This is a genomic window from Streptomyces sp. NPDC001750, assembly GCF_042892615.1.
GTDB lineage: Bacteria > Actinomycetota > Actinomycetes > Streptomycetales > Streptomycetaceae > Streptomyces.
Genome location: NZ_JBIAUE010000025.1, coordinates 12,590 through 36,668 on the forward strand (window position 1 = coordinate 12,590; position 24,079 = coordinate 36,668).

Genomic DNA, 24,079 nt, shown 5'->3' on the forward strand with positions numbered 1-24,079 from the left:
GGATGCGGGTACGCGTGCGGCACCCCGTACCCGTACACGTACCCGCAGAGAATCGACGGACGCAGGGGTACGTGTACGTGTACGGGGTGCCGCACCGCTCGGGGAGGGTGGGTTCGGTCGGGTGGGGTTGTTGGCGGGCGGGGTGGTTCGCGGGATTCGGTTCGGGTTCGGTCCGATGTGGATGCCGCGGTGGCGATGGGCACCTCGCGGTGGTGGACGGCTCACGGTCGTGGCGGACGCCGTGCGCGGTGGGTGGCTGACGGTACGCAGTGGGTCGTGGACGGTGCGGAATGACGGCAGGAAGCGGAAATGACGGCAGGAACAGGAAGGGCCGGGGTCCTCGCTTCGCGTGTGCAGGTGTCGGGCGCCCTTTGCCCGGCACCTGTGCGGTGACTCCGATGGAGACCGTAAACCGCATCGCTTATAGGCTTCCAAGACCGATTTGGCCATGTGAAAATGACTTCCAAGGCATAAGTGGAGGTGGGGCGGACCGTGGATCTGCTGCAGTTGCGCTACTTCCAGACCGTCGCGCGTTACGAGCACATGAGCCGCGCCGCGGAGGAGCTGCGCGTCGCCCAGCCTTCGCTCAGCCGCACCATCGCGCGCCTGGAGGCCGAGCTCGGCTCCCCGCTCTTCGACCGGCACGGCCGCCGCATCCGGCTCAACCAGTACGGAGCGATGTTCCTGCGTCACGTCGACCACGCCCTGAGCCAGCTCGAGGACGGCCGCCGGGCCCTGCGCGACGCCCGTGACACGGGGCTCGGACGGGTCGGCGTCGCCTCCGAGACCCTGCTGACGATCACCCACGTCCTCGGTAGTTTCCGGGCCGCCTTCCCCCGCGCCGACGTGCGCCTCTTCCAGTCGAACGCGCAGGAGATGACCCGCCAGCTGCGCGCGGGCGAGGTCGACTTCTGCGTGGCCTCGCAGCCGCTGGCCGGTACGAACCTCGCATCGGTCGAGCTCGCCCGCGAGGAGGTGCTGCTCGCGGTGCCGCGCGGGCACTGGCTCGACGGCCGGGAGAGCGTGAGGATCCCCGAGGTCGCCGACGAGCCCTTCGTCAGCACACGTCCCGGACACTGGCAACGCGCGCTCCTCGACCGGCTGTTCGCGTCCGAGAGGCTCACGCCGCGCCTGTCCTGCGAGGGTAACGAACCGGGCGCCAGCCAGGACATGATCAGCGCCGGTCTCGGGATCGGCCTCATCCCCGCGATGTCCCGCCGGGCCGGTACGGATTCGCACACGCCGGTCGCCTGGGTGCACCTGGACGCGCCCGACTGCTACCGGGTGCTCACCCTGGTGTGGAACCGCGACAACTACCTGTCCGAAGCCGCCCTGAAGTTCCGGGAGTTCATCACCGGTCGACCGTTCATGACACACCGGAAGCCCGTTCCGCGCCGCGTAGCCGCCCAGGACCGGGCGGGCCGACGGGCCGATGGACCGGCGGACCTGGAGACCGGCGGCACGGCGGCCGGTGGACCCGGGGATTCGTAGGCCGACGGAGCTGTAGGTCGGGGGACTCGTGGACCGCCTGCCGGGGAAACCGTGGGCGTGTGCGGTTGCTGGAGTCACCGGTGAGGGTGTTTGGCGTCACCGGTGACTGTTTGGTACGGTCCGTCGCGCTGCCATCCCGTCGGCCGAGGACGTCGCGTGTCCCGAGGCCGTATTGCGAAGGCGAGGCGCGGCAGGGGTGTCGATCTCCCCCTACCCAAATACCGGCAGCGCCGCCATCGACCCGTGCCTCCGCCTCCACCCCTCTTTCCACCCGAGCCCATTTCCGAGTGACCGGTCCCGAGCGACCGGCCCGTGCACCGTTGTGTTGTGTCCGTGCGCGCGGCCGATCGGCACCTCGGCACGGACCGGCATCCCGGTACCGAGGAGTTCCGCCATGCCCGAAATCACCTATGTCGCCGTCGACGGAGTCGCGCGGACCGTCGACGTCCCCACCGGCACCAGCGTCATGCGGGGCGCCGTCTTCAACGACATCGAAGGCATCGTGGCGCAGTGCGGCGGCAACGCCCAGTGCGCCACGTGCCACGTCTACGTTGACGAGAGCTGTGTCGACAGACTGGAGGCGATGCAGCCGAACGAGGACAGCATGCTTGACTTCGCGGCCAGCCCGCGCCGCCCCAACAGCCGGCTGAGCTGCCAACTTCCCGTGACCGAGGCCTTCGACGGCCTGATCGTGCACCTGCCGGAGCGGCAGCACTGATGGCCGACGGCATACGACCCGCTTCGGTGGTCGTCATCGGAGCCGGACAGGGCGGCCACCAGACGGCCAAGTCGCTGCGGGAGCGGGGCTACGAAGGGCGGATCACGCTCATCGGCGAGGAGGACACGCTCCCGTACGAGCGCCCGCCGCTGTCCAAGGCGTACCTCAAGGGTGAGACGGACGAGACGCACCTGTGGCTGAGACCGGAGGCGTACTACGCGCGCCAGGCGATCGACAGGGTCACGGGCACGGTCGTCGCCATCGACCGGGCCGCGCGGTCGGTCCGGCTCGCCGACGGCAGTTCGTACGGCTACGGGCATCTCGTGCTCGCCACCGGGGCCCGGCCCAGGATGCCGCAGTTGCCCGGCGCCGGGCTGCGCGGCGTGCACACGCTGCGCACCGTGCGCGACGCGGCGGCCCTGCGGGACGCGCTCGCCGCTGCCACGGCCGGCGCCCCTGGCGGGGCCGCCCGTGCGGTGGTCGTCGGGGCCGGGTTCATCGGCCTCGAATTCTCGGCCGTCGCAAGGGAGTCGGGGTGCGAGGTGACCGTCGTGGAGGCTCTCGACCGCCCGATGGCCCGGGTGGTCTCGGCGCGGACGGCCGCTCATTTCACGGGACTTCACCGACGGCGGGGCAATCGGCTGATCTACGGCCAAGGCGTCACGGCCTTCCACGACGACGGTCACGGCCGGGTCGCGGCGGTGGGGACGGCAGACGGCCGCCGACTGCCGGCGGACCTGGTCCTGGTCGGCATCGGCGTCGTGCCCCGTACGGAACTGGCCGAGGCGGCCGGGCTGGCGGTCTCCGGCGGCATCGTGGTCGACGCCGGGCTGCTGACCGGCGACCCGTGCATCTCGGCCATCGGCGACTGCGCGATCTTCCCGCTGTCGGGCCCCGGCACGCAGCCGCGGCCCCAGCGGGGGTCGGATTGGCAGCCGGCGTCGGAGTCGGAGTCGGAGGCGCGGTCTCGGACGCGGATGCGGCTCGAATCCGTGCAGAACGCCGTCGGGCACGCCAGGCTGGTCGCCGAGCGGCTCACCGGGGCGCCGCGCCCGTACGACGAACTGCCCTGGTTCTGGAGCGACCAGTTCGGTACGACCGTACAGATCGCGGGAATCGGTGACGGACACGACGCCGAGGTGGTGCTGGCGGGCAGCCCGGACGCCGATGCCTTCTCGGTTCTCCTGTTCCGGCAGGAGGCGCTGATCGCGGTCGAGTCCGTCAACCGGCCCGGCGACCACATGGCGGCCCGCCGACTCCTGGGCGACGGTCTGCCGTTGAGCCGTGCCGAGGCCGCACGCGCGGGCTTCTCGCTCACGGAACATCTCAGGCGTTCCGCGGACGGGGGCGTGTCCGCCCCTGCCGGGGCGATGGCCACGGGCTGAGCGACGACCGACCGCCTCGCGACGACCGTGCGCCGAGCACCGCGCGACCGACCGCGGGCCAGCCCCGATGCTCGCGCCGCGGTGTTGCGCCGCGGTGTCGTGGGGCGGCCGGTCGGTGTGCGCCGGGCACGGCGCGCCGGTCGCGGGGCGGTGGTCACGGGCCGCGTGGATCGTGTCGCGGTGGTTTCGCCAACGCCTCCGGTGCGTGCCTTGTCACGGGCCGTCCCGGGGGCGCTCTGCGTTTGACACGCGGCGGCCCGGTGGGACGGTGGAAGAGGCAGTCCGCCCGACAGCGTTCCCGCCCGACGAACGCGGAGGCAGTCCCATGAAGGCGTTGGTGTATGAAGGGCCACGTTCGGTGAGCGTCAAGGACGTACCGGACGCGAGGATCGAACGGCCCACGGATGTGCTCGTGAAGATCACCTCGACGAACATCTGCGGCTCGGACCTGCACACGTACGAGGGGCGCACGGACATGGAGAAGGGGCGTGTCCTGGGTCACGAGAACATGGGCGAGGTGATCGAGGTCGGAGACGGTGTGGACCGGGTCAAGGTGGGCGACCTGGTGTGCCTGCCGTTCAACATCAGCTGCGGGTTCTGCCGCAACTGCGAGCAGGGGCTGACGGCGTTCTGCCTGACCACCCCGTCGGATCCGCGGATGGCGGGTGCCGCGTACGGGTTCGCGGGGATGGGCCCGTACAACGGTGGACAGGCGGAGTTCCTGCGGGTGCCGTACGGCGACTCCAACTGCCTGGTCCTTCCGGAGGAGGCGTGGGAGAAGCAGACCGACTACGTGATGCTGTCCGACATCTTCCCGACCGGCTGGCACTGCACGGAACTCGCCGGGGTGCGACCGGGCGAGACCGTGGTCATCTACGGTGCGGGTCCGGTCGGGTTGATGGCGGCGCTGTCCGCGACCCTCAAGAGCGCGGCGAAGGTCATGGTCGTCGACCGGCATGCGGACCGGCTGCGGCTGGCCGAGGAGATCGGCGCCATCCCGATCGACGACTCCAAGGGTTCGCCGATCGACCGGGTCAACGACCTCACCGACGGACTGGGCGCGGACCGCGGCTGCGAATGCGTGGGCTACCAGGCGCATGACCCCCAGGGCCACGAGCAGCCGAACATGACGCTGAACAACCTGGTGCAGTCCGTGAAGTTCACCGGCACCATCGGCGTGGTCGGCGTCTTCGTGCCCCATGACCCCGGAAGTCCGGACAAGCTGTACAAGGACGAGGGAGAGATCGCCTTCGACTACGGCATGTACTGGTTCAAGGGCCAGTCGATGGGGACCGGTCAGGCCAACGTCAAGGCGTACAACCGCCAGTTGTGCAACCTCATCCAGCAGGGGAAGGCCAAGCCGTCCTGGATCGTCTCCCACGAACTGCCGCTGACGGAGGCGGCGCAGGGGTACGAGCACTTCGACAACCGGGACGCGGGCTGGACGAAGGTCGTCCTCCACCCCGACGGCGGGGGCCGGAGCGGCGGTCGGTAGGTGGACGGGCAGTCAGAGAGCCGTGGTCGTCGGGCGGGGCGCGAGGCGTAGGCGGAGCCGGGCGGTGATGGGGACGGCGGGCAGGTGTGGGGCCGGGGCCGGGAGCGTGTTCTGCGTCCCGGCTCCCGGTGCGGCGTGCCGGTGTCGTGGTGTCACATCACCTCGGTGACGAGAGCGACCGCACGGCCGAACAGGTCCGCCTCGTCCCTGCTGTCGCTGCGCTTCCTGCGGGCCCTGACGTCCCCGCCGTCCTCGTCGTGGCTGTTGTTGCTGTCGTGCCTCTTGTGAGCCGCACCGCCGTGCGTCGCGTCGGCGGTGCGGCGTGCGGCGGCTTCCGCGAGGTGGGCGGCGGGCATGCCGCCGGAGGCGGAGAAGTGCGGCACCAGGGCGTTGAGCAGGGCGAGGGCGCATGCCGATGCCGCGTCCCTGGCCCGGGGATCGACCGCGGTCCGGGCCAGGATCAGGGCCGTCATGGCCCGGTCCAGGGCAGGCGCGCCCTCCGCCGTGTCGCTCCAGTCGGTCACCACCGGTCCCCGGGGCGTCAGCACCACATTGCCCGGGTGCAGGTCGAGGTGGAGGATCCGATCCTCGGGCTGCGGGGAGAGCCGCGCCGGGACGGTGTGCAGTTCGGCGAGGAGCCCGGCCAGTACGGTGGCCACCTCGGACGCGGTGAGGTCGCCGGACTCCAGGGACTCCAGCATGGTCGGGCCGGTCAGGCGCCGCAGCACCAGGTCGCAGGGGGCCGTCGTGGCGTCGCGTGGACCGAGCCGGGGGACCGGGTAGCCGTGTGCGCTGAGGTAGGACATGACCGCCCACTCATGGGTGGCGTCCAGCCCGTCGCGGTTGCGCCGCAGGACCCAGTTCTCGTCGAGCGCGTACACGTCGGCGGTGCGCCCGGCACCCAGTAGCTCACCTATTCGCATGGGACGAACCTATGGGTAGGCGCGTGCGACGGGGAGTTCACCGGCGCGTGCGAGTTCAGCGGCGCGTGCGAGTTCAGCCACGCATGCGAGTTCAGCGGCGCGTATGAGTTCAGCGGCGACCTCCGCCTGACGATGCACCGCATCCGACGCCGCGCGCTGATCCACCAGGGATTACGGGCACACGACGACAGCTGCGGCAGTTCGCGGTGTTGTCGTAGTCGTCCTCGTGCGTCCGGTGAGAGGACGATCCGCCGCCTCGCGGTCGTACGCACCGGACGGACGCCGCACGAACCGACCTCCGGCCGAACGACGGCACTTCGACGCGCGGCCTCGCAGTGTCCCTCCCTACGACGCCTGTCCCGACGGCGCCCCCTCTCTACGACGCCTGTCCCTACGACGCCTCTCCCGGTGACGGCGCCGGTCGTCGCGCCGACCCTGCGGTCCGTGACCTCGCTGGTCACGGACCCCATAACGCGAAGTGAGGGGGAGAACGGGATCTCCTTGGCCTGACGTGTACGCGGCTACCTTGGCGGCAATTCCCCCGAAGTCAAGGAGAGTTCCGTGGAGAGATCCATCCTCCGCAGACGTGCTCTGGCCGCGTGTACCGCCACCGTCGCCGTCGGCACGCTCGCGTTGGCCGGTCTGACCGGCAACGCGTCCGCCGATCCCGCCCCCCAGGCCGCCACCCCCGCCACCAAGCAGCTTTCGCCGGGTCTGCTGAAGGCGATGCACCGTGATCTCGGACTGACCGAGACCGAGGCGCGCGCCCGGATCGGCCAGGAGTCGCGGGCCGCGACCGTCGCGGCCGACCTGAAGCGTGCTCTCGGTGCGGACTTCGCCGGAGCGCGGGTGAGCGGTGACGATGCCGCCCTGACCGTCTCCACCACCGACGCCGGGCAGGCCGCCCGGATCGGCAAGGCCGGCGCGAAGGCGGTCGTCGTCGAGCACAGCCTGGCCGAACTGGACGCGGCGAAGGCCGCGTTGGACCGGGTCGCACTGCGCGAGGCGCCCCAGGGCGTGCCCGTCTGGTACGTCGACATCGCCACCAACCGCGTGGTCGTGCAGGCCGCCGACACGTCGGCCGCGAACACCTTCCTGGCCGCCGCCAAGGTCGCGCACGAGCTGGTGATGGTGCGTCAGGCTACCGAGCAACCACGCACGTTCGCGGATCTGCGGGGCGGCGACGCGTACCACATGAACGGGCAGGGTCGTTGCTCCATCGGCTTCCCCGTGAAGCGTGGCACGCAGTCCGGCTTCGTCAGCGCCGGTCACTGCGGCACGCCCGGGGTGAGCACCAGCGGCTACAACCAGCAGGCCCAGGGCTCCTTCCAGGGCTCCACCTTCCCGGGACGCGACTACTCGTGGATTGCCACCAACACCAACTGGACGCCGCGCGCCCTGGTGAACGGGTACGGCAACGGCGACGTGACGGTCACCGGTTCCACCGAGGCCCTCGAAGGCTCCTCGGTCTGCCGCTCCGGTTCGACGACCGGCTGGCACTGCGGCACCGTCCAGCAGCGCAACACCAGCGTCACGTACCAGGAGGGCACCGTCTCCGGGGTCACCCGCACCAACGTGTGCGCCGAACCGGGCGACTCCGGCGGTTCGTTCATCTCCGGCAGCCAGGCGCAGGGGGTCACCTCCGGCGGCTCCGGCAACTGCTCCCAGGGCGGTACGACGTACTTCCAGCCGGTGAACCCGGCCCTCCAGGCGTACGGGGTCACCCTGGTCACCAGCGGCACCCCGACCGACCCGCCGGACCCGACGGACCCGCCGACCAACCCGGGCGGCACCTGGGCGGCCGGGACGAACTACGCGGCGGGCGATGTCGTGACCTACGGCTCCGACAGCTACCGCTGCCTCCAGGCCCACCTGGCCCAGTCCGGCTGGACGCCGCCGAACGTGCCGGCTCTCTGGCAGCGGATCTGACGACTCCGCAGGCTCCGGTGCGCGGGCCCGGAAGGGACCCCGCCCGGCGGACTCCGGCAAGGGGTCCGTCCGCCCGACGGATCGCGGAGCAGGGCACATCCCACGGCCGTGCCCCCGCGACGAGGTCCGTCATCGTTGCCGCGCCCGCCCGCCCGGCTCGCGCTCGCGCCTCCCGGCCGGGCGGGCGCGCACCAGCCGTACTCACCCGCACTACCCGTACTCACGCGCACCAGCCGCACTACCCGTGCTTCCCGCACCAGCCGCACTACCCGTGCTTCCCGCACCAGCCGTACCACCCGTGCTTCCCGCGCTTTCCGCTCTATGTCATGCACTTGTCCTTCCCCCATACCGAGGAATCAGCCATGACTCCAGCTCCTGAGGTGCCCGAGGACTCCGGCGAGGACCGCCGGATCAGCCGCAAGTCCGTTCTCAAGGCCGCCCTCGTCGCCGGCGCCGTCCCGCTGCTCGCCGGTGGTGGCGTGGCGCTGGCCCGCGACGCGGGCGGCAGCGGCAAGACCCTCGCCCCCACTCCGTACTGCGGCGACGGCGACGGCCCGACGCGCGAGCAGATCGAGGGTCCGTACTTCAAACCCAACTCCCCACTCCGCACCAGCCTGGTGACCTCCGGGACCCCCGGCACCCCCCTGACCGTCAGCGGCTATGTCTTCGGACGGTCCTGCAAGCCCATCCCGGGAGTGCTCCTCGACTTCTGGCAGGCCGACACCTACGGCGCGTACGACATGAACGGGTTCGCCTTCCGGGGCCACCAGTTCACCGACCAGTCCGGGGCCTTCTCCCTGACCACGATCGTGCCGGGGCTGTACCCGGGCCGTACGAGGCACATCCACGTCAAGGCGCAGGCGCCCGGCTCGCGCATCCTGACGACGCAGCTCTACTTCCCGGGCGAGCCGCGCAACAACACCGACGCCATCTTCGACCCGGCGCTCCTGATGAACATCCGGAACGTCGGTTCCGGGCAACAGGGCACCTTCGACTTCGTGCTCGACGTCGACCAGGGCCCGTCCGTCCCGCCCACCGATCCGCCCGGCTCGACGTGGAAGGCCGGGACGTCCTACAACGCGGGTGACCGCGTCACGTACGGCGGGGTCGCGTACCGCTGTCTGCAGGCGCACTCGGCCGTGTCGGGCTGGGAGCCGCCGAACGTCCCCGCATTGTGGGAACGCGGGTAGACGCGCAGCACGGCAGGGGTGTACCACCGCCCTGCGGCGTGTGCCGGGGTGTCCCTCGCGGGGTGCGCGCCGCACCCGGCCCGGACCGGAACCTCTTCCGGTCCGGGCCGTCGGCCGTCCGGGGGCGGCGCCGGGGCCGCGGAGTAGCCTGGGGATGTACGGCTTCCCGGTGGGGTGAGCCGTTCGTGTCGGCCCGCACGTCGAGGGAGGCCGTGACGCATGAACACCCTGATCAATGTCGTGGTCGTCCTGGCGATGATCGCGATCGCGGCGTTCGTCATCCACCTGCTCAACACCCGGCACCGGCATCAGCATCTGCGTCCCGCGCACTACGATCACGGCCTGGCCGGGTTCGATGACGGCCCCGCGTCGGGCCCGGCCCCCGGCACGGCTCCGGGGCGGCGGGACATGGCCGAAGGACAGCACGTGGCCGAACGGCAGGACGTGGCCGGACGGCAGCACGTGGCCGAACGGCGGGAGGCCGATGCTTCCGGATCCGGGACAGACACCAGCACAAGTACCGGCACCGGCCTCGGAACTGGCGCCGACACCGGCCCGAGCACCGGTACCGACACCGGCCCAGGTACCGGTACCGACACCGGGCCCAACACCAGTCCCAACCCGGGCCCCGGAGCAGGCCCCGGCTGACGTCAGCCGTCGGCATGCGGGCCCCTACTTCGCGTCCGAGTAACGCTCCACCACCGCCGTCGTGAACGGAAATCGCACCGGTGTCTCGCCGAAGACCGTTCGTCCTGCTGTGTGACCGGCCGCCCGGATCGCCTCCACGACCGCTTCCGCCTCCTCGCGTGGACAGTGCACGATCACCTCGTCATGCTGGAAGAAGACGAGTTCGGCCCGGAGCCCGGCGGAACCGATCGCCCGGCGCAGGGCGGCCAGGAGCAGCAGCGCCCAGTCCGCGGCGCTGCCCTGCACCACGAAGTTGCGGGTGAATCGGCCCCGCGCGCGGGCGCTGGACGACGCGTAGCCGGGCGTGAACCCGCCGCCGGTGGCAGTGTCGGAGCCGTCGGGGGACCCGAGAGCGGATCCGTTTCCGGCTCTGTCCGCGGAGAGGTGTGCGGGTTCCTCCTGGGGGATGCCGGCCTCGTCGTCCTCCGCCCCACCGACCGCGGGCGGGCTGGTCCGGCCCAGCCACGTCCGTACCAGGCGCCCTTCCTCGCCCGCCTTCGCGGCTTCGTCGACATAGGCCACGGCCTGAGGGAACCTGCGGCGCAGGGCGGCGAGGTTCTTCAGGCCGTCGCCCGAGGTCTGGCCGTAGATGGCGCCGAGCAGGGCGAGCTTGGCGTGTTCCCGGTCGCCGTGGAACGCCCGGTCGGACAGGGCCGTGTAGAGATCGCCGCCGTGGCCCGCCACCTCCATCAGGCCCGGGTCGCGCGAGATCGCGGCCAGCACCCTGGGCTCCATCTGGTCGGCGTCGGCCACGACGAGGCACCAGCCCTCGTCGGCGACGACCGCCCGCCGTATCACCCTGGGGATCTGCAACGCACCGCCGCCGTTGGTCGTCCACCGGCCGCTGACGGAGCCGCCCGGCTGGTACTCGGGGCGGAAACGGCCGTCGTGCACCCAGTCCTGGAGCCAGCTCCAGCCGTGCGCCGTCCAGACGCGGTACAGCTTCTTGTACGCGATGAGGGGTGCCACCGCCGGATGGTCCAGCTCCTCCAGCTCCCAGCGCCGCGTGGACTTCACCTTGATCCCGGCCTGCGCGAAGGCCTTCACGACATCGGCGGGGAGGTCGGGGCGGACGCGTCTGCCGAAGGCGGCCGAGACCTCGTCGGCCAGCTCGGCCAGTCTGCGCGGCTCCCCGCCGCCCGCGTAACGCTCGCCGAGCAGCTCCTGAAGCACCTCCCGGTGCACGTCGGCGCGCCAGGGCAGGCCGGCCCGGTTCATCTCGGCGGCCACCAGCATCCCGGCCGATTCGGCTGCCGTCAGCAGGCGCATCCGGCCCGGGTGCGCGGTGGCGTCGTGACGGCGGAGCTGGTCGGCGTAGACCTGGATCAGGTCCTCGAAGGGCAGGTCCGTGCCGGGACGCGGCTCGAAGAGGGCGGACTGGGAGCCGGGCTCGGCGGCGCGGGGTGGCGGATCGGGAGGCACGGGGGCGTTGTGCAGGCGGGCGTGGGCGGCGGCAGCGGAGCGGGGTTCACCCAGGCGGCCCTCATGGGCGAGGAGGAGGGATTCGGCGACCTCGATGTCGTAACAGCGGTCCACGGGCACGCCCGCCGCGAGCAGCCGCGGGTACGTCTCGGCGGTGGAACGCCAGACCCAGCGCGTGACCTCCGGCCGGGAGCGGACGGCCGTCACGAGGTCGGGCTCGGCCAGGACCGGTCCTGTGGGCACGCCGAAAGCGTCCAGCGGGGCGAGGAGCGCGCCGCCGTTCTCCGTGGTGGCCAGGGCCCAACGTTCGGACATGCTGTCGAGTCTGGCACCCACCACCGACAACGGAAACGGACAGTGAGGATACTGGATGCGTACGGTGACGGGACGGGGGTGAGGCCCTGGACCTCACCCCCGTCCCGTCACCGGCTTCCCGCGCCGGAGAGGCCGACGGGGCCGGACGGCGTACGGCTACGAGTCCGTCGTCCAGGTGCCCAGCGATATCTCGGCGGTGATGCCGGGCCCGAAGCCCGCCATCAGGCCGCGGTGGCCCTCCAGGGCCGACCCCTCGTCGAACATGCGGCCGAGAGCGTCGATCACCACCGCGCTGGCTATGTTGCCGTACTCGGTGAGTGTCGCGCGGCTGAAGCGGAACGCCTCGGGCGGCACATCGAGGAAGCGGCTCAGGTCGTCCAGGATGCGCGGACCGCCCGCGTGGATGATGTAGAAGTCCATCTTCCCGGCGTTCCACTGGTGTTCCTCGGCGACCGCGTTCAGGGCCGGGGCGAGGGGTTCCATCGTTCCGGGCACCCGCTTGTCGAGCTGGAAGTGGAACCCGGTGGACCGCACCGCGTAGGAGATCCAGTCCTCGGTGTCCGGGATGACGTACGAGCCGTTGCGTTCCATCCGGACCCCGGTGCCGCCTCGGCCCCGGAGCACGACGGCGGCGATGCCGTCGCCGAACAGCCCGTTGGACAGCAGGGAGCCCACGCCCAGATCGGTGGGCTGGTAGCAGAGCGAGCAGAACTCGCAGGCGACCACCAGGACGTTGCCGTCGGGGTACGCCCGGCAGAAGTCATGGGCGCGGTTGAGGGCAGCGCCGCCCGCGGCACAGCCGAGCTGGGCGATGGGCAGCTGACGCGTCTCCGGCTGGAAGCCCATCTCGCCGATGAGCCACGCCGTCGGCGGCGGCATCATGAACCCGGTGCAGGAGACGTACACGATCAAGTCGATCTGCCGCGGTTCCAGTTCGGCCTGATCGAGTGCCCGGCGTACCACAGCCGGGACGCGTGCCTTGGTGTGCTGCTCGTACGTGACGCTGCGGGCGTCGAAGCCCGGGTGCTGGAGCACCTTGTCGATCGGCTGGATCAGGTGCCGCTTCCGCACCCCGGTGTGTTCGATCAGGCGCAGGACCAGGCCGAGCTGTGGGTGGTCGCCGTGCAGCCGTCGAGCCAGTTCGAGGGTTTCCTCGTTGGTGATGACGTACTCGGGGACCTCGATTGCCGGCTTGCAGAGAACCGCCATGGAACTCCTCCTAGCGGATTTGGTCTACACGGCCGGGCCCGGAACGGTCGAGGAGTGTCCGCCGACGGCGGGAGACGGAGGGAGAGGGCGGGATCCGCCCACCATGACCCCGGCGCACCGCGTCGTGCGAGGAGGACTGTGGGGGATTCCCGCGCCGGTCTCAATACCCCTGGAGCGGGCGCGGACGGGCCGACCGTCGAAGACTGAGTTCTCGCCGTTCGTGGGCGGATCCTGATCCGCCACGGCTTGGGTGGCCGTCGGGAACACGCTACGGCAGGCGGATCGGAGCCGCATGTCGAGATGCCGAACGCCCTCGCCGCCCGCCGTGCTGTGGCGGGGCGAGGGCGGTGAGGACGAAGCAGATGGGGCGAACGGGGGCGGGACGGGCAGGGCGGGGTGGGCGCGACGGGATCGCGGAGTGGGCCCGGCGTGGCTGGGGTGCTCGGCGCGGGCCCGGAGTGGCTGATGTGCCTGATGTGCCCGGTGGCGCCTTGCGCGCGCAGGGGACCCGTTCCCGGGCCGTGTTTGTACTGGGGCCAGTCCTGGGCCCTTCCGGTTGCCGGGCGCTTCGCCGGGCCGCATCATCGGTGACGGTCGACGTCGGGGACGGCGACCGACAACGCCAGAAGCGGCGACCGACAGACCATGAATGACGGCCGATGACGTCAGAGGAGACGCCGACGACGTCGGAGAAGACTTCGGCAACGCCAGGAACGACGGCCGACGATGTCAGAGAGGACGCCGACGACAGGCCGGGGCCGTCCGCGGTGTGCCCGGCCGACCCGTGACCGGCCGACCGGGTAGGGGGTGACCGGTTACCAGGTGACGGGCAGTTCGAGCGGATAGCGCCAGATCGAGGTCTTGTTCCAGCGCACTTCCTCGGCGGGCGTCGCCAGTTTCAGTGCGGGGAAGCGCCTGAGCAGCGTTCCGAGGGCGACCTCCAGTTCCGTGGCGGCGAGCGGCGCGCCGAGACAGTGGTGGCCGCCCCAGCCGAAGGTCATGTGCGACGGGCCTTCGCGCTCCAGGTCCAGCTCGTCGGGGCGGTCGAACTTCCGCGGGTCGCGGTTGGCCGTCAGATAGGAGACGTGCACGATGTCCCCGGCCCGGATCAGTACCCCGCTCAGCTCCACGTCCTCGGTGGCGACCCGGGGGATGCCGACGCCCTTGCGGAAGGGGATGAAACGCAGCATCTCGTCGATGGCCTGCGGCAGCATCTCGGGGCGCTCGCGCAGCATGGCCAGCTCGTCGGGCCTGGTCAGCAGCGTGTAGCAGATGTTTCCGATCTCGTACGTGGTGGTGTCCTGGCCGGTGATGAGCAGGACCATGGCCATCACGGTCAGTTCCTGGTCGTTGAGGATCTCGTCCCCGTCGCGCGCCGTGGCCAGCGCGCTGATCAGGTCGTCGCCGGGGTTCGCGCGGCGCTCCGCCGTCAGCCTCTGGAAATAGGCGCGGAGGTCGGCCTTGGACCGTACCGCGTTGTCCCGGTTCTCGACGGTGGTGTCCATCATGGTCCGGGCATGGGCGCGCAGTTGCGCGTCTTCGCCCTCCGGGATGTCGAGCACCTCGCAGATGGTGGTCAGCGGCAGCGGGTCGGCCAGATGCGCGAAGAGGTCCGCAGGGGCGCCGTGCTCCTCCATCCGGTCCAGCAACTCGTCCACGACGTGCTGGGTGCGTACCCGCATGCGTTCCATGTGGCGGGGGGCGAAGCCCTTGGAGATCAGGCTGCGCAGCCGGCTGCTGTCCGGCGGGTCCATCACGTTGATCGCTTCGTCCTGCACGATCGGCTCAGGCGTCATGCGCGGGAAGTTCCGGCCGATGATGGCGTTCCGGCTGAAGCGCCGGTCGGTGGTCACCGTGCGCACATCGTCGTAGCCGGTGACGAGCCACGCGTCGCCTTCGCCGTGAGGCAACCGGATGCGGGAGACGGGTTCTTCGGTCATCAAGTGCCTGAGAACCGGGTCGAATTCGAGGGCTTCGGCGTAGTCGAACGGGCAGAGCCGGGCGCCGGTGGCTGGTTCCATGCGGAGCTCCAGAGGGAGAAAGGCTGACGGGGTGGTTCGAGGAGGTGGAGGAGGGGCGGGTGGGCCGGACGGAACATGGGTGCCCGGTCTCCCGCGAGGGCACGCGCCGTCGGGGTCCGATTGGTCCATATATTGGTCCATATGCAGAACGGATCCCACGGCCGGGGGTGTCCGGGTTCGCTGGACCGGCGGATCCGGCGCGCGGGGAGGGCGCGGCGAAGCGGAGTGGGTCGGGGTGGAGGGGACCGGGGTAGGGCGGGGTGAGGTTCGGTGGGCCGGGATGTGCCGGGTCGGCGCTCGCGGTGTTACGGGCGGGCGCGTGTCGCGGTGGCCATACCGGCAGTGCGGGTACGGGTGCGGGGCGGCTCAGCCGATCGGGGCCGGTACGACGTTGGTCGCGTCCAGGGCCGGCCGGATCGCGCGGGCGAGCGCGACACCGTCGTCCACGGCCCAGAAGTGGGTGAAGAACAGGCGGGGGTCTTCGGCGAGGTGGTGATTGTGCAGCTCGACGAGCTTGATCCCACCCCGCCGCAGGGCCTTCAACACGGCCGGTGTCTCGTCGGCGAGCATGGCGCAGTCGCCGCTGAGCGCGGCCCGGCCGCCGCCCAGGGGCTGGAAGTTGAACGCGCTGGTCGAACCCAGGCCGGGCGGCAGGATCAGGTGACCGTCCGCGATCGTCTCGCGGCGGACGAAGAGGATCTTGTAGAGCCCGTCCTCGACGGTTCCCTTTGTGTCGAGCACCGCCTCCATTCCGGCGGTGTCCAGGTCGACCGGGGCCGACGGCCGGGGCGGCCGGGCGGGCGGGGTGCCGGTGCGGTCGAGCCCGGCGCGCAGGCCACGGGCCATGGCCACGGGGTCGTGGCCATGCGCGTGGACGTGGGTCCACCAGATGTCCGGGGTCTGGGCGAGCAGGTGCTTGTGAAGCGCGGTCTGCCCGATCCCGTGCGCCAGCCAGGCGTCGGTCACCCGCTGCAATTCGTCCTCGGTGACCGCTACGTCGCCCATGAGCATCGTGCTGCCGTCGGCGTAGCGGACGAAGGCCACGTGCGTGCCGAGCGCGAGCCCCGGCGTGACGTTCACCCCCTCGGAGATCACGTGCAGGTCCCGCCGGGGGAAGCCCGTGTGGTAGATCGTCCCGCGCAGCATGTTGCCCGCGCGACCCAGCGCCCGTGCCACACCGGCCCAGTCCTCCAGCGCGGTGGGCACCGGCGAGACCCGCCCGCCGTGCGGGTTGGTGCGCTCAGTGAGTTTGTTGCCGGTGGCGGCGGTGGCGGTGGGCGCCCCTGCGGCGGTCAGCACCGGCGCGAGCGCCGCTGCCGCCAGCACTCGGCGTCGTGATGTGAACGCCCGTGCATTCGTGTCGTGCTGTCGGTCTCCGGTCCTGCTGTCGGTCTTCACGTGATCGCCTCCATAGCGAGATGAAAACACGTGAAACTTGGATAAAAGGATGAAAGCGGATACATCGTCAGCGGGTCGGGCCGGATGGCCCAATGGCCCCACCGGGTGCTCTGCCGGGACGCAGCGACGAACCTGCGCGGCTCCCTCACGGGGGCCTGTCGCAACTGACCGAACCTCAGAAGAAGGCGGGGTGGCGGCGGGTGGCCCTCGACGGGGGGCCGAGGTGCGTACGTGGGCCGATGGCGGTGAGCGGCAGGCGGATGCATTGCGGTGGCTCGCCTCCGGGGTCGAGCGCGATTTCATCGCCCGGGACGAGGTGTGCTGGTACAGGCTCACCCCTGCCCTTTGCGTATACGGGATTTCACCCCCGAGGCGGGCGGGCCGATCTCCGCGTGGCCGCCCCTCTCGCAATTCCCGTCCCGGCGGACGAAAGATTCAGAATCGCGAAACAGGGATCAGGAAACCGTGCCTCTCCTGGCGCCTTATGTTGCCTCACGTTCCACCGAACTACCTGTGCGGCAAGCAGAGTTGACGTTCGAGTTCGCTCCGGGCGAGCCCCGGCTCGCGTACCGTGATCCGAACCGTCGTGGACGTTCCGTAGCCCGTCGGCCGTGCTCGCGCTCGACGCACAAGGGCGGCATGGAGGTTCGGAGTACGTGGGGCGGCGCCGCGTCCGGGGATGTGGACGATGTGTGTGGAAGTTGAATATCCACAGGTTGTGGATGGAGATGTGGGCAGGTCGCCCGCGACCGCCGCGGTGATCGTACGACCGCCGCGGCGGTCGCGGGCCGGACCCGTCCGGCATCCCGCCCGTCCGGCGCTCTGCCTACGCTGACCTCATGGAATCGGTGATCGACCAGGCATTCGCGGCGGCCCTCTACTCGGACGGCGACGCCGGTCTCGACACCGGGGCCTCGCTCCTGGCCGCCGCGCCGGCGGCCGACGCGGAGCTCGTCCGGCGCGGCGAGGAGTTCGTCCGCCGAGCCTGGGAACGCGGCTGGCAGCCTGCCGACCTCATACGTTTCGTCCGTCGCGAACTCGACGAGACGGCCGTCGGACTTGTCGCAGCGCTGATCGTTTCGGAGACCGGACGGTACGAGGGGCTTCCGCCCCGCTGGCGGGGGCAGATCGACAGGTTGCCCGACGCACCCGCCCGGAACCGGCCCGACCGGTTCTCCTACGCCTCCGCCCTCCTCGGGCTCTACCGCCTGCTGCTCAGGCTCCCCGCCATCGAACCCGTCGGCCCGCCGCCCGGCACCTCCCCCCTCGTGCGGCCCCTGCCGCCCGCCCACGACGAACCCCGGATGCTCACCCGCATCCGTGCCCTGCTCGCCAAGGCGGAGGCGACCGGCTACCCCGAGGAAGCGGAGGCCCTGACCACCAAGGCGCAGGAGCTGATGGCCCGGCACTCCATCGACGAGGCCCTGCTCGCCGCCCGTACTCACAGCGCGGAAGCCCCCGGCGCGTGCCGCATCGGGGTCGACGCTCCGTACGAGACGGCGAGGGCGATCCTGCTCGACGCGGTCGCCTCGGCGAACCGCTGCCGCGCGGTGTGGAACGGCGACCTCGGCTTCTCCACCGTGGTCGGCTTCGAGCCGGACCTGGAAGCCGTGGAACTGCTGTACACGTCCCTGCTCGTCCAGGGCACGGCGGCGATGACGAAGGCGGAGGCCGGGCAACGGGCCGGTGGGCGCAAGCGCACCAAGACGTTCCGGCAGTCCTTCCTCATGGCGTACGCCCAGCGTCTGGGCGACCGCCTCGCGGCCGATACCGCCCGCGTCACCGATGCCCGGGCCGAGGCCGAGACGGAAGCCGGGACCGGGGCCGGGGCCGGGGGCGAAGACGCGTCGGCGGCCCGGCTGCTTCCGGTCCTCGCGGCTCGCGATGTCGCCGTCACGGAAGCCGCCGATCGGATGTTCCCGCAGACCACGACCACCAGGGTCCGCGGCGTCCCCGACCTCGACGGATGGAACGACGGAACGGCCGCCGCGGACCGTGCCAGGACGGGCGGCCCGGGCCCCGGCCTCCCCGACGGGCGCGGGGCGCGCCGCGGGTCGGGGAGGCGGAAGTGAGCCAGTGCTGTGACCGGGAAGGTTTGCCGGGCGTCGCGAGCCGGTGAACCTTCCCGGTCACAGCACTAGGGGGAAGAGGCCGGGCGCGCGGCGGTGTACCTGGGCGTGGTGGTGCCATGGCGCCGGGATACCGGGCCCCTGGACCCGTCCTGAAGACACCGGTCACGGGACCAGCAGGTCACGGGACCACAGGGCCAGGAGACCACCGGGGCACGTGGCGCCGGACCACACGACCTCGGACCACGGGTCTGAAGCACGGGACCCGCCGGGCCGCGGAGCACCGGACGATCGCGGGACACCGGGCTGCGGGGAACGGTCCGATCACGGGACACCGTGTCACGGAGCACGGGTGCGAGGGGCACGGCTCCAAAGTCGGGCAACTCGGGCAAATAGGATAATTCCGGTTACGCTCTGGGCATGAGCTGGCTCCGGGCGCTGAAGGAGACGGCCCGCTCGGGGCTGACGATCGAGCGGCGGCGTCTCGAACCGCTCATCGCGATCCGCGGTGCGGCCGGGCTCGCCCTCGTCATCGGGATCAGCCTCGTGTTCTTCGGGCCGGTCGTCGCCGCCAGCTCCGCGTTCGGCGCGTTCCAGGCCGCCATCGCCACGTTCCAGCGCAGCTGGCGACCCCGGCCCGTGCTCGCCCTGGTCTCCGGGGCGAGCCTCGCCGTGTCGACTTTTCTCGGCTACCTCACCGGTGCCCACCTGCCGCTGTTCCTGGCTCTGCTGGTGCTCTGGACCTTTCTCGCGGGCCTGGCATGGGCGGCGGGGCCGACGGGCGGGCTCATCGCGTCGTCCAACGTGGCGATCATGCTGGTGACGGTCACCCTGCCCACTTCCGTCGCGAACTCGGCCGTGCATGCCGCGGTGATCCTGTTCGGCGGCGTCGTGCAGGCGACCCTGATCGTGCTCTTCCCGGTCCGCAGATGGGGTGCCCAGCGCGACGCCCTCTCCGACGCACTGGCCGCCGAGGCCGACTACGCCCGCCGGCTGCGCCATGACCCGCTGGCCCCCTTCGACCCGGTGCCGCTGATGACCGCTCGCAGTGCCGCCGCCGTCACGCCCTGGCAGGCCCGCCGTCGTCCGCCGGAGCTGCGTGGTTCGCGCGGTGTCGCCGAGCGGATCAGGCCGGTGCTCGCCTCGCTCGCGGACCCCGCGATGGGCGTACCGCCCGAGGGCCCCGAGCGGGACCGGGTCCGCGAACTTCTCGCCGCCGCCGGTTCCGTGCTCGACTCGGCGGCCCGCGCGATCCGCCACGGCGACCCGGTGAAGCTGTCCCCGTCGGCCGTCGCCGCGTTGAAGACCCCCGACACCGGCTCCCTCCTCGAAGGCCCGCCCCGCCGCGCCGCCGACCGGCTCGACACGTTGTTGTCCGACGTCATCGAGACCGCCGAGGGCGAAGGAACGAAGGAGGACCAGGCCCGGGCCGAACAGGCCGTCGAGGCCCTCAGAGCGGCGGGGGAGGAGGAGGCCCCGGTCTCCCCGCACCGCCCGCACCGTCGCCGCCCGACGCTGCTGAGTCTGGTCCCCGTCGTGGGGCGGGCCATGCGCGCCGAACTGCGTCCCGGCTCCCCGATCCTGCGGCACGCCGTACGGGTCGCCGTTGTCGCCGCCGTCGGCTATCTCATCGGCACCGCACTGCCGTTCGGCCACGGCTACTGGGCGCCGATGGCGGCCGTGATGGCCATGCGGCCGGAGTTCTCCCAGACGTACGGACGTGCCGTGGCCCGCTTCGGCGGCACGATCGTCGGGGTCTCGCTCGCGACGGCGATCGTCCGGACCGCCCACCCCGGTGTGACGTTCTCGGCGGTGCTCGCGGTGTGCTGCGCCCTGCTGATGTACCTGCTGATGCGCACCGGGTACGTCGTCGGCCAGGTGTGCGTCTCCGCCTACGTCGTGTTCCTGCTGGGCATGGGCGGCGACAACTGGTCGCAGACCGTGCATGAGCGGGTGATCCTCACCCTCGTCGGCGGCCTCCTCGCGATGATCTCGTACGCCGTCTACCCGGCCTGGGAGACCCCGCGTCTGCCCGGCAGGCTCGGTGACTGGCTGAAGGCGGGCGGGAAGTACGCCGCCACGGTCGTCGGCCAGTACGCCGTACCGGCCGAGCGCGGACCCGACGAGGTGCGGTCCGCCCTGCTCGACACCCGTGAGGCCCGGATCGCCTGGCAGGAGGCGGTGGCCGCCGCCCAGCACGAACCGGTGCGCAGCCGAGGTCTCTCCCGTGCCGCCGCCGACGACACCGAACACGCCCTGGCCGAGTTCGGGCGGGTGGCGATGTTGCTGGAGGCGCATCTCCCGTGCGGCGCCGCCACCCCCGTACCGGAGGCCGGGCCGCTGGCCGAGGCGCTGCGCCGGTCCACCGAGCGGGCCGCGAAGGAGGTGCGGGAGCGGCGGGTACCGGACTGGCCGGAGGTGCGCGAGGTGCTCGCGCGCTGGGACGCGCGGCAGGAAGCGGCCGAGGGGGACACCGACCCGGTCGTACGCAGCGGGGCGGGGCTGCTGCTCGACGCCCTGGAGGAGTTCTCGCGAGGGCTGGACGGTGCGCCGGGTGGCAACCCTCCTGGAAAGAAGGCGGGTTGAAGCCCGGTGGCCGACCTGCCGCCCAGACATCAGGGACCTGGTTGGGCCCGGTAGGCCCGGCGGGTCCGGGCAGGACCCGCCAGGTCCAGTAGGTCCCGCTGGTCCGGCAGGACCTACTGTGCCGGGGGCTACTTGTCCGGCAAGTTCACCGGTGCGGCAAGTTCACTGGTGCGGCAAGTTGTACTGGTCAGGCAAGTTCTACTGATCCGGCAGGTCGGGCAGGCCCGGGAGCGCCCCTGGCGCGGTCTTCGCCAGGGTGTCCTTCGTGCCGGCGGACCAGGACACCACGATGGTCCGGCCGTCGGCGGACTCCACGGTCCCGTCGGTGCGGCCGGTGCTTCCGTCGGCGCACTTGAGTGCCAGCGTCACCCTGCCGGTGGCCCGCACCTCGCCCGTGCAGGCGCCCTGCTCGGTGATGAGCACCGCCTTCCCGGACGCGACGGACAGGACCACCGCCTTGCCGTCGGTCTTCCCGGCCCACGCCCCTTCCAGCGCCCCGGCGCCGTTGGCCGAATCGCCCCCCGAGCCACTCCCCGAACCGTTCCCCGGCCCGTCCCCGGTATCGTCTCCGGAGCCGTCGCCGCCGGGAGCCCGGCCGGTCTTCCCGGCGTCCTGTCCGTTGCCCGGGCCGTTCTTTCCCCCGTCGCCCCCGTCACCGCCGCCGCAGCCGGCCAGCGTGAGCGCGGTGAGGAGTCCGGCGGCGATCACGGCGCCGGAGCGTACGACTTTCCACATCTGGAATTCCCCCTCGTACGGCATAAAGACCGCGCCAAGCTACCAGTGCGCGGTATCGGGATGGGCGGGCCGAGGCGGGGTAGGCGAACCGAAGAGGCATCCCGGATGCCTCTTCCTGCGTCTGAGTCTGTAATCGTGGGAACACCTTGTGTGCACGTGCATCCGCTCATGCATCTGCTCATGCATGGATATCTGAACAAGGTTATGATCCGAGACAGTTGACACTTGCACCTTGTAACTCGGGGAGCGTCCTGTGCACCACGTGTACAACGGCATGGCGGCCACAGAGCTTCGCGGAGTCGTCTGGCAGAAGAGCAGATACAGCAACTCTCAAGGATCCTGTGTGGAGTTCGCGAAACTGCCCGGGGGAGATGTGGCGATGCGGAATTCGCGCCACCCCGACGGTCCGGCCCTGGTCTATACGCCGGCCGAGATAGAGGCGTTGCTGCTCGGCGTGAAGGACGGCGAGTTCGACCATCTCGTCGCGGGCGGCTGAGCCGAACCCTCAACGGGCCTCGCGTAGACCGGAGTTCGAAGCAGAGCGGGCGTCGCGCGGGCCGGTGGGGTCGGCAGTGTCACCCGTCGACTGTTCACTCGATCGTCCCGGCCGCCGCCCGCCGGGCGATGGCCCGTCCGTCGCCGGACGGCCCTGTCCCCTGCGGTCAGGGTGTCCCGGTCGACGGCCAGTCGTCAGCTCGTCAGCTGTCCGCCCGGTACACGGGTGTACGGCACCCGGGGGGCCGCCGACGCGGCCTCGGGGCACCCGGACAGCCGGAACAGCGCCCAGACGACCTTCCCGCGCGGCATCACCCCGGCCCCGACGCCCTCCGCGCCCAGGAAGGGGGAGGGGTACCAGCCCCATGAGTCGCTGATGGACTCCACCAGGAAGAGACCGCGCCCGGACTCCGCGGAGTCCGCCGCCTCCGAGGCGATCGGGCTCTCCTGGCTGGGGTCGCGCACCGCGCACACCAGACGTGAGCTCCAACGCATCAAGTGCAGTCGTACGGGTGGTTCCTGCGGTTCCGGTGCGATGTCCGAGGGAAGCGCGTGGCGCAGTGCGTTGGTGACGAGTTCGGAGACGACCAGGGCGACGTCGTCGAAGCGGTCGTCCAGCCCCCAGCCGGTCAGGGTCGTCCGGGTGAACCGTCGCGCCCCGCTCACGGCTTCGTAGCGGGCGGGCAAGGTGCAGGTGGCCGAGCCGGAGACGGCTGAGGGATCGATGGGTGGAAGCCCTTGCCGTAACGGCGCGAGCATCGTCGATCCATTCGTCCCCATGCGAGGCACTCCCGGGATTCGCGGCTGTATCGGTACTACGGGGTACAGCGGCACAACACGAACGAGCACGCAGGTGCGCGATGGCCATCGTTCCGAATGCGCCGAGCAGATGCAAGGGCAGATGCACGTGCACGCGCCGGACCTGTCCGATCCCGTGCCGGTTCTTGGTCATTTCTTCCTGCGGGGATTTTCACAGCTTTACGAAGCCCTTCCCGTCTGCGTAATCGAATGAGTACGGGGCGAAGCGTTTTGGTGGCAGAATCCGGCACTTGGGGTTCTGGGGGCGGCCCCTTGTCCAGGAAGCGATGGGGAGGACCGGACCAGTGGCGGCAGGCGAGTCGAGTGGATCTGTGGTGCGGCGCATCCTGCTGGGCTCACAGCTCAGGCGATTGCGTGACTCGCGTGGGATCACCCGCGAGGCGGCCGGCTACTCCATCCGGGCATCCGAATCCAAGATCAGCCGCATGGAGTTGGGACGGGTGAGCTTCAAGGCCAGGGACGTAGAGGATCTGCTCACGCTCTACGGAGTCACGGACGAGGCGGAGCGCGAGGCCCTGCTGGGTCTGGCGCGCGAGGCCAACGTGGCGGGGTGGTGGCACAGTTACGGAGACGTGCTGCCGGGGTGGTTCCAGACGTACGTCGGCCTGGAGGGCGCGGCGTCGCTCATCCGGGTGTACGAAGTCCAGTTCGTCCACGGACTGTTGCAGACCGAGGCGTACGCGCACGCGGTCGTCACCCGGGGGATGGGCGGTGACGCCCCCGCCGTCGAGGTCGAACGCCGCGTCGCGCTGCGGCTGGAACGCCAGAAGGCCCTCGTATCCGAACGCGCGCCGCGTTTCCACGCGGTGCTGGACGAGGCGGCGCTGCGCCGGCCGTACGGTGACCGCGAAGTGATGCGCGGGCAATTGCGGCATCTCATCGAAATGTCCGAACACCCCAACATCCTGCTTCAGGTGATGCCCTTCAGTTTCGGCGGACACGCGGGAGAGGGAGGTTCATTCACCATGCTTCGATTCCCGGAATCCGATCTGTCGGACATCGTCTACTTGGAGCAGCTGACAAGTGCGCTCTATCTGGACAAGGCCGAAGAAGTCGCTCAGTACGAAAAGGCCATGACGCGGTTGCACAAGGACAGTCCGGGTCCCGAGGAGAGCCGCGATCTCCTTCGTGGTCTCCTCCAACTCACCTGATTCATCGTTACGATGACGGTCCGATGGGAGTCTGCACCTGA

19 protein-coding genes are annotated in these 24,079 nt (G+C 70.9%); 12 read left to right on the forward strand and 7 right to left on the reverse strand.

All coding sequences use genetic code 11. The annotated features are described in order from the left end of the window. The first annotated feature begins 492 nt into the window (after window positions 1-492). From ACFYY6_RS30015 to ACFYY6_RS30030, 4 genes are all read left to right on the forward strand, one after another. On the forward strand, window positions 493-1,491 hold the full coding sequence (locus tag ACFYY6_RS30015) for a LysR family transcriptional regulator (protein WP_351516948.1): 999 nt from the start codon (window positions 493-495) through the stop codon (window positions 1,489-1,491). 394 nt (window positions 1,492-1,885) lie between these two features. Continuing rightward, window positions 1,886-2,209 carry a 2Fe-2S iron-sulfur cluster-binding protein gene (locus tag ACFYY6_RS30020; protein WP_351516949.1) on the forward strand — a complete coding sequence of 108 codons (324 nt, stop codon included), beginning with the start codon at window positions 1,886-1,888 and terminating at the stop codon, window positions 2,207-2,209. Then, on the forward strand, window positions 2,209-3,594 hold the full coding sequence (locus ACFYY6_RS30025; RefSeq protein ID WP_389196568.1) for an NAD(P)/FAD-dependent oxidoreductase: 1,386 nt from the start codon (window positions 2,209-2,211) through the stop codon (window positions 3,592-3,594). Before ACFYY6_RS30020 ends, ACFYY6_RS30025 begins: the two co-directional genes overlap by 1 nt. 325 nt (window positions 3,595-3,919) lie before the next feature. Then, the gene (locus tag ACFYY6_RS30030) at window positions 3,920-5,089 is read left to right on the forward strand and encodes a glutathione-independent formaldehyde dehydrogenase (RefSeq protein WP_351516951.1); all 1,170 of its coding nucleotides are present in this window, start codon (window positions 3,920-3,922) and stop codon (window positions 5,087-5,089) included. A gap of 152 nt (window positions 5,090-5,241) precedes the next feature. On the opposite strand, the gene ACFYY6_RS30035 is transcribed toward ACFYY6_RS30030, so the two are convergent. Next, window positions 5,242-6,012, reverse strand: a complete 771-nt coding sequence (locus ACFYY6_RS30035; protein WP_389196570.1) for a phosphotransferase — start codon at window positions 6,010-6,012, stop codon at window positions 5,242-5,244. A gap of 561 nt (window positions 6,013-6,573) precedes the next feature. On the opposite strand from ACFYY6_RS30035, the gene ACFYY6_RS30040 reads away from it, so the two are divergent. From ACFYY6_RS30040 to ACFYY6_RS30050, 3 genes are all read left to right on the forward strand, one after another. Further along, window positions 6,574-7,941 carry an alpha-lytic protease prodomain-containing protein gene (locus ACFYY6_RS30040; protein ID WP_351516953.1) on the forward strand — a complete coding sequence of 456 codons (1,368 nt, stop codon included), beginning with the start codon at window positions 6,574-6,576 and terminating at the stop codon, window positions 7,939-7,941. A 362-nt stretch (window positions 7,942-8,303) separates the two neighbouring features. Next, window positions 8,304-9,131 carry a carbohydrate-binding protein gene (locus ACFYY6_RS30045; RefSeq protein ID WP_351630284.1) on the forward strand — a complete coding sequence of 276 codons (828 nt, stop codon included), beginning with the start codon at window positions 8,304-8,306 and terminating at the stop codon, window positions 9,129-9,131. 219 nt (window positions 9,132-9,350) lie between these two features. Next, a complete protein-coding gene (locus ACFYY6_RS30050) occupies window positions 9,351-9,779 on the forward strand; it encodes a hypothetical protein (RefSeq protein ID WP_351630287.1) in 429 nt (142 codons plus the stop codon). A gap of 24 nt (window positions 9,780-9,803) precedes the next feature. On the opposite strand, the gene ACFYY6_RS30055 is transcribed toward ACFYY6_RS30050, so the two are convergent. The 4 genes from ACFYY6_RS30055 to ACFYY6_RS30070 all read right to left on the reverse strand — a co-directional run bounded on the left by ACFYY6_RS30055 (window position 9,804) and on the right by ACFYY6_RS30070 (window position 16,183). Next, the gene (locus ACFYY6_RS30055) at window positions 9,804-11,555 is read right to left on the reverse strand and encodes a bifunctional 3'-5' exonuclease/DNA polymerase (RefSeq protein WP_389196573.1); all 1,752 of its coding nucleotides are present in this window, start codon (window positions 11,553-11,555) and stop codon (window positions 9,804-9,806) included. A 156-nt stretch (window positions 11,556-11,711) separates the two neighbouring features. Beyond that, entirely contained in the window at window positions 11,712-12,764 is a 1,053-nt protein-coding gene (locus ACFYY6_RS30060; protein ID WP_389196575.1) for a type III polyketide synthase, read from the reverse strand. A gap of 815 nt (window positions 12,765-13,579) precedes the next feature. Beyond that, on the reverse strand, window positions 13,580-14,785 hold the full coding sequence (locus ACFYY6_RS30065; protein WP_351516961.1) for a cytochrome P450: 1,206 nt from the start codon (window positions 14,783-14,785) through the stop codon (window positions 13,580-13,582). A gap of 366 nt (window positions 14,786-15,151) precedes the next feature. Next, entirely contained in the window at window positions 15,152-16,183 is a 1,032-nt protein-coding gene (locus tag ACFYY6_RS30070) for a DUF1259 domain-containing protein (RefSeq protein ID WP_351516962.1), read from the reverse strand. Between the two features lie 839 nt (window positions 16,184-17,022). On the opposite strand from ACFYY6_RS30070, the gene ACFYY6_RS30075 reads away from it, so the two are divergent. Next, the gene (locus tag ACFYY6_RS30075) at window positions 17,023-18,255 is read left to right on the forward strand and encodes a DUF2786 domain-containing protein (protein WP_389196577.1); all 1,233 of its coding nucleotides are present in this window, start codon (window positions 17,023-17,025) and stop codon (window positions 18,253-18,255) included. Between the two features lie 417 nt (window positions 18,256-18,672). After that, window positions 18,673-20,838, forward strand: coding sequence for an FUSC family protein (locus ACFYY6_RS30080; protein WP_351516965.1), 2,166 nt, complete (start codon window positions 18,673-18,675; stop codon window positions 20,836-20,838). A 198-nt stretch (window positions 20,839-21,036) separates the two neighbouring features. Here the strand turns inward: ACFYY6_RS30080 and ACFYY6_RS30085 are convergent, their stop codons facing one another. Next, complete coding sequence (locus ACFYY6_RS30085) at window positions 21,037-21,573, reverse strand: hypothetical protein (RefSeq protein WP_388651414.1); 537 nt, start codon at window positions 21,571-21,573, stop codon at window positions 21,037-21,039. 253 nt (window positions 21,574-21,826) lie between these two features. Here ACFYY6_RS30085 and ACFYY6_RS30090 point away from each other — a divergent pair, with 253 nt between their 5' ends. Beyond that, complete coding sequence (locus ACFYY6_RS30090; protein WP_073789582.1) at window positions 21,827-22,069, forward strand: DUF397 domain-containing protein; 243 nt, start codon at window positions 21,827-21,829, stop codon at window positions 22,067-22,069. A gap of 194 nt (window positions 22,070-22,263) precedes the next feature. On the opposite strand, the gene ACFYY6_RS30095 is transcribed toward ACFYY6_RS30090, so the two are convergent. Then, window positions 22,264-22,827: an ATP-binding protein gene (locus ACFYY6_RS30095; protein ID WP_351516981.1), complete on the reverse strand. Its 564-nt coding sequence runs from the start codon at window positions 22,825-22,827 to the stop codon at window positions 22,264-22,266. Here ACFYY6_RS30095 and ACFYY6_RS30100 point away from each other — a divergent pair. Both ACFYY6_RS30100 and ACFYY6_RS30105 read left to right on the forward strand, forming a co-directional pair. Further along, complete coding sequence (locus tag ACFYY6_RS30100; RefSeq protein ID WP_351516982.1) at window positions 22,763-23,080, forward strand: hypothetical protein; 318 nt, start codon at window positions 22,763-22,765, stop codon at window positions 23,078-23,080. The two genes, ACFYY6_RS30095 and ACFYY6_RS30100, sit on opposite strands and share 65 nt — an antisense overlap. Window positions 23,081-23,153: 73 nt before the next feature. After that, window positions 23,154-24,038 (forward strand): helix-turn-helix transcriptional regulator, encoded by an 885-nt coding sequence (locus ACFYY6_RS30105; RefSeq protein WP_351516967.1) that lies wholly within the window; start codon window positions 23,154-23,156, stop codon window positions 24,036-24,038. Window positions 24,039-24,079 lie beyond the last annotated feature (41 nt).

Bases quoted from the DNA above. Each gene is read 5' to 3' on its own strand.
- ACFYY6_RS30060 (WP_389196575.1), bottom strand. From the start codon at position 12,764: ATGGCGGTTCTCTGCAAGCCGGCAATCGAGGTCCCCGAGTACGTCATC.
- ACFYY6_RS30095 (WP_351516981.1), bottom strand. From the start codon at position 22,827: ATGCTCGCGCCGTTACGGCAAGGGCTTCCACCCATCGATCCCTCAGCC.
- ACFYY6_RS30105 (WP_351516967.1), top strand. From the start codon at position 23,154: ATGGGGAGGACCGGACCAGTGGCGGCAGGCGAGTCGAGTGGATCTGTG.
- ACFYY6_RS30030 (WP_351516951.1), top strand. From the start codon at position 3,920: ATGAAGGCGTTGGTGTATGAAGGGCCACGTTCGGTGAGCGTCAAGGAC.
- ACFYY6_RS30045 (WP_351630284.1), top strand. From the start codon at position 8,304: ATGACTCCAGCTCCTGAGGTGCCCGAGGACTCCGGCGAGGACCGCCGG.
- ACFYY6_RS30050 (WP_351630287.1), top strand. From the start codon at position 9,351: ATGAACACCCTGATCAATGTCGTGGTCGTCCTGGCGATGATCGCGATC.
- ACFYY6_RS30085 (WP_388651414.1), bottom strand. From the start codon at position 21,573: ATGTGGAAAGTCGTACGCTCCGGCGCCGTGATCGCCGCCGGACTCCTC.
- ACFYY6_RS30020 (WP_351516949.1), top strand. From the start codon at position 1,886: ATGCCCGAAATCACCTATGTCGCCGTCGACGGAGTCGCGCGGACCGTC.
- ACFYY6_RS30080 (WP_351516965.1), top strand. From the start codon at position 18,673: ATGAGCTGGCTCCGGGCGCTGAAGGAGACGGCCCGCTCGGGGCTGACG.
- ACFYY6_RS30065 (WP_351516961.1), bottom strand. From the start codon at position 14,785: ATGGAACCAGCCACCGGCGCCCGGCTCTGCCCGTTCGACTACGCCGAA.
- ACFYY6_RS30055 (WP_389196573.1), bottom strand. From the start codon at position 11,555: ATGTCCGAACGTTGGGCCCTGGCCACCACGGAGAACGGCGGCGCGCTC.
- ACFYY6_RS30075 (WP_389196577.1), top strand. From the start codon at position 17,023: ATGGAATCGGTGATCGACCAGGCATTCGCGGCGGCCCTCTACTCGGAC.
- ACFYY6_RS30025 (WP_389196568.1), top strand. From the start codon at position 2,209: ATGGCCGACGGCATACGACCCGCTTCGGTGGTCGTCATCGGAGCCGGA.
- ACFYY6_RS30035 (WP_389196570.1), bottom strand. From the start codon at position 6,012: ATGCGAATAGGTGAGCTACTGGGTGCCGGGCGCACCGCCGACGTGTAC.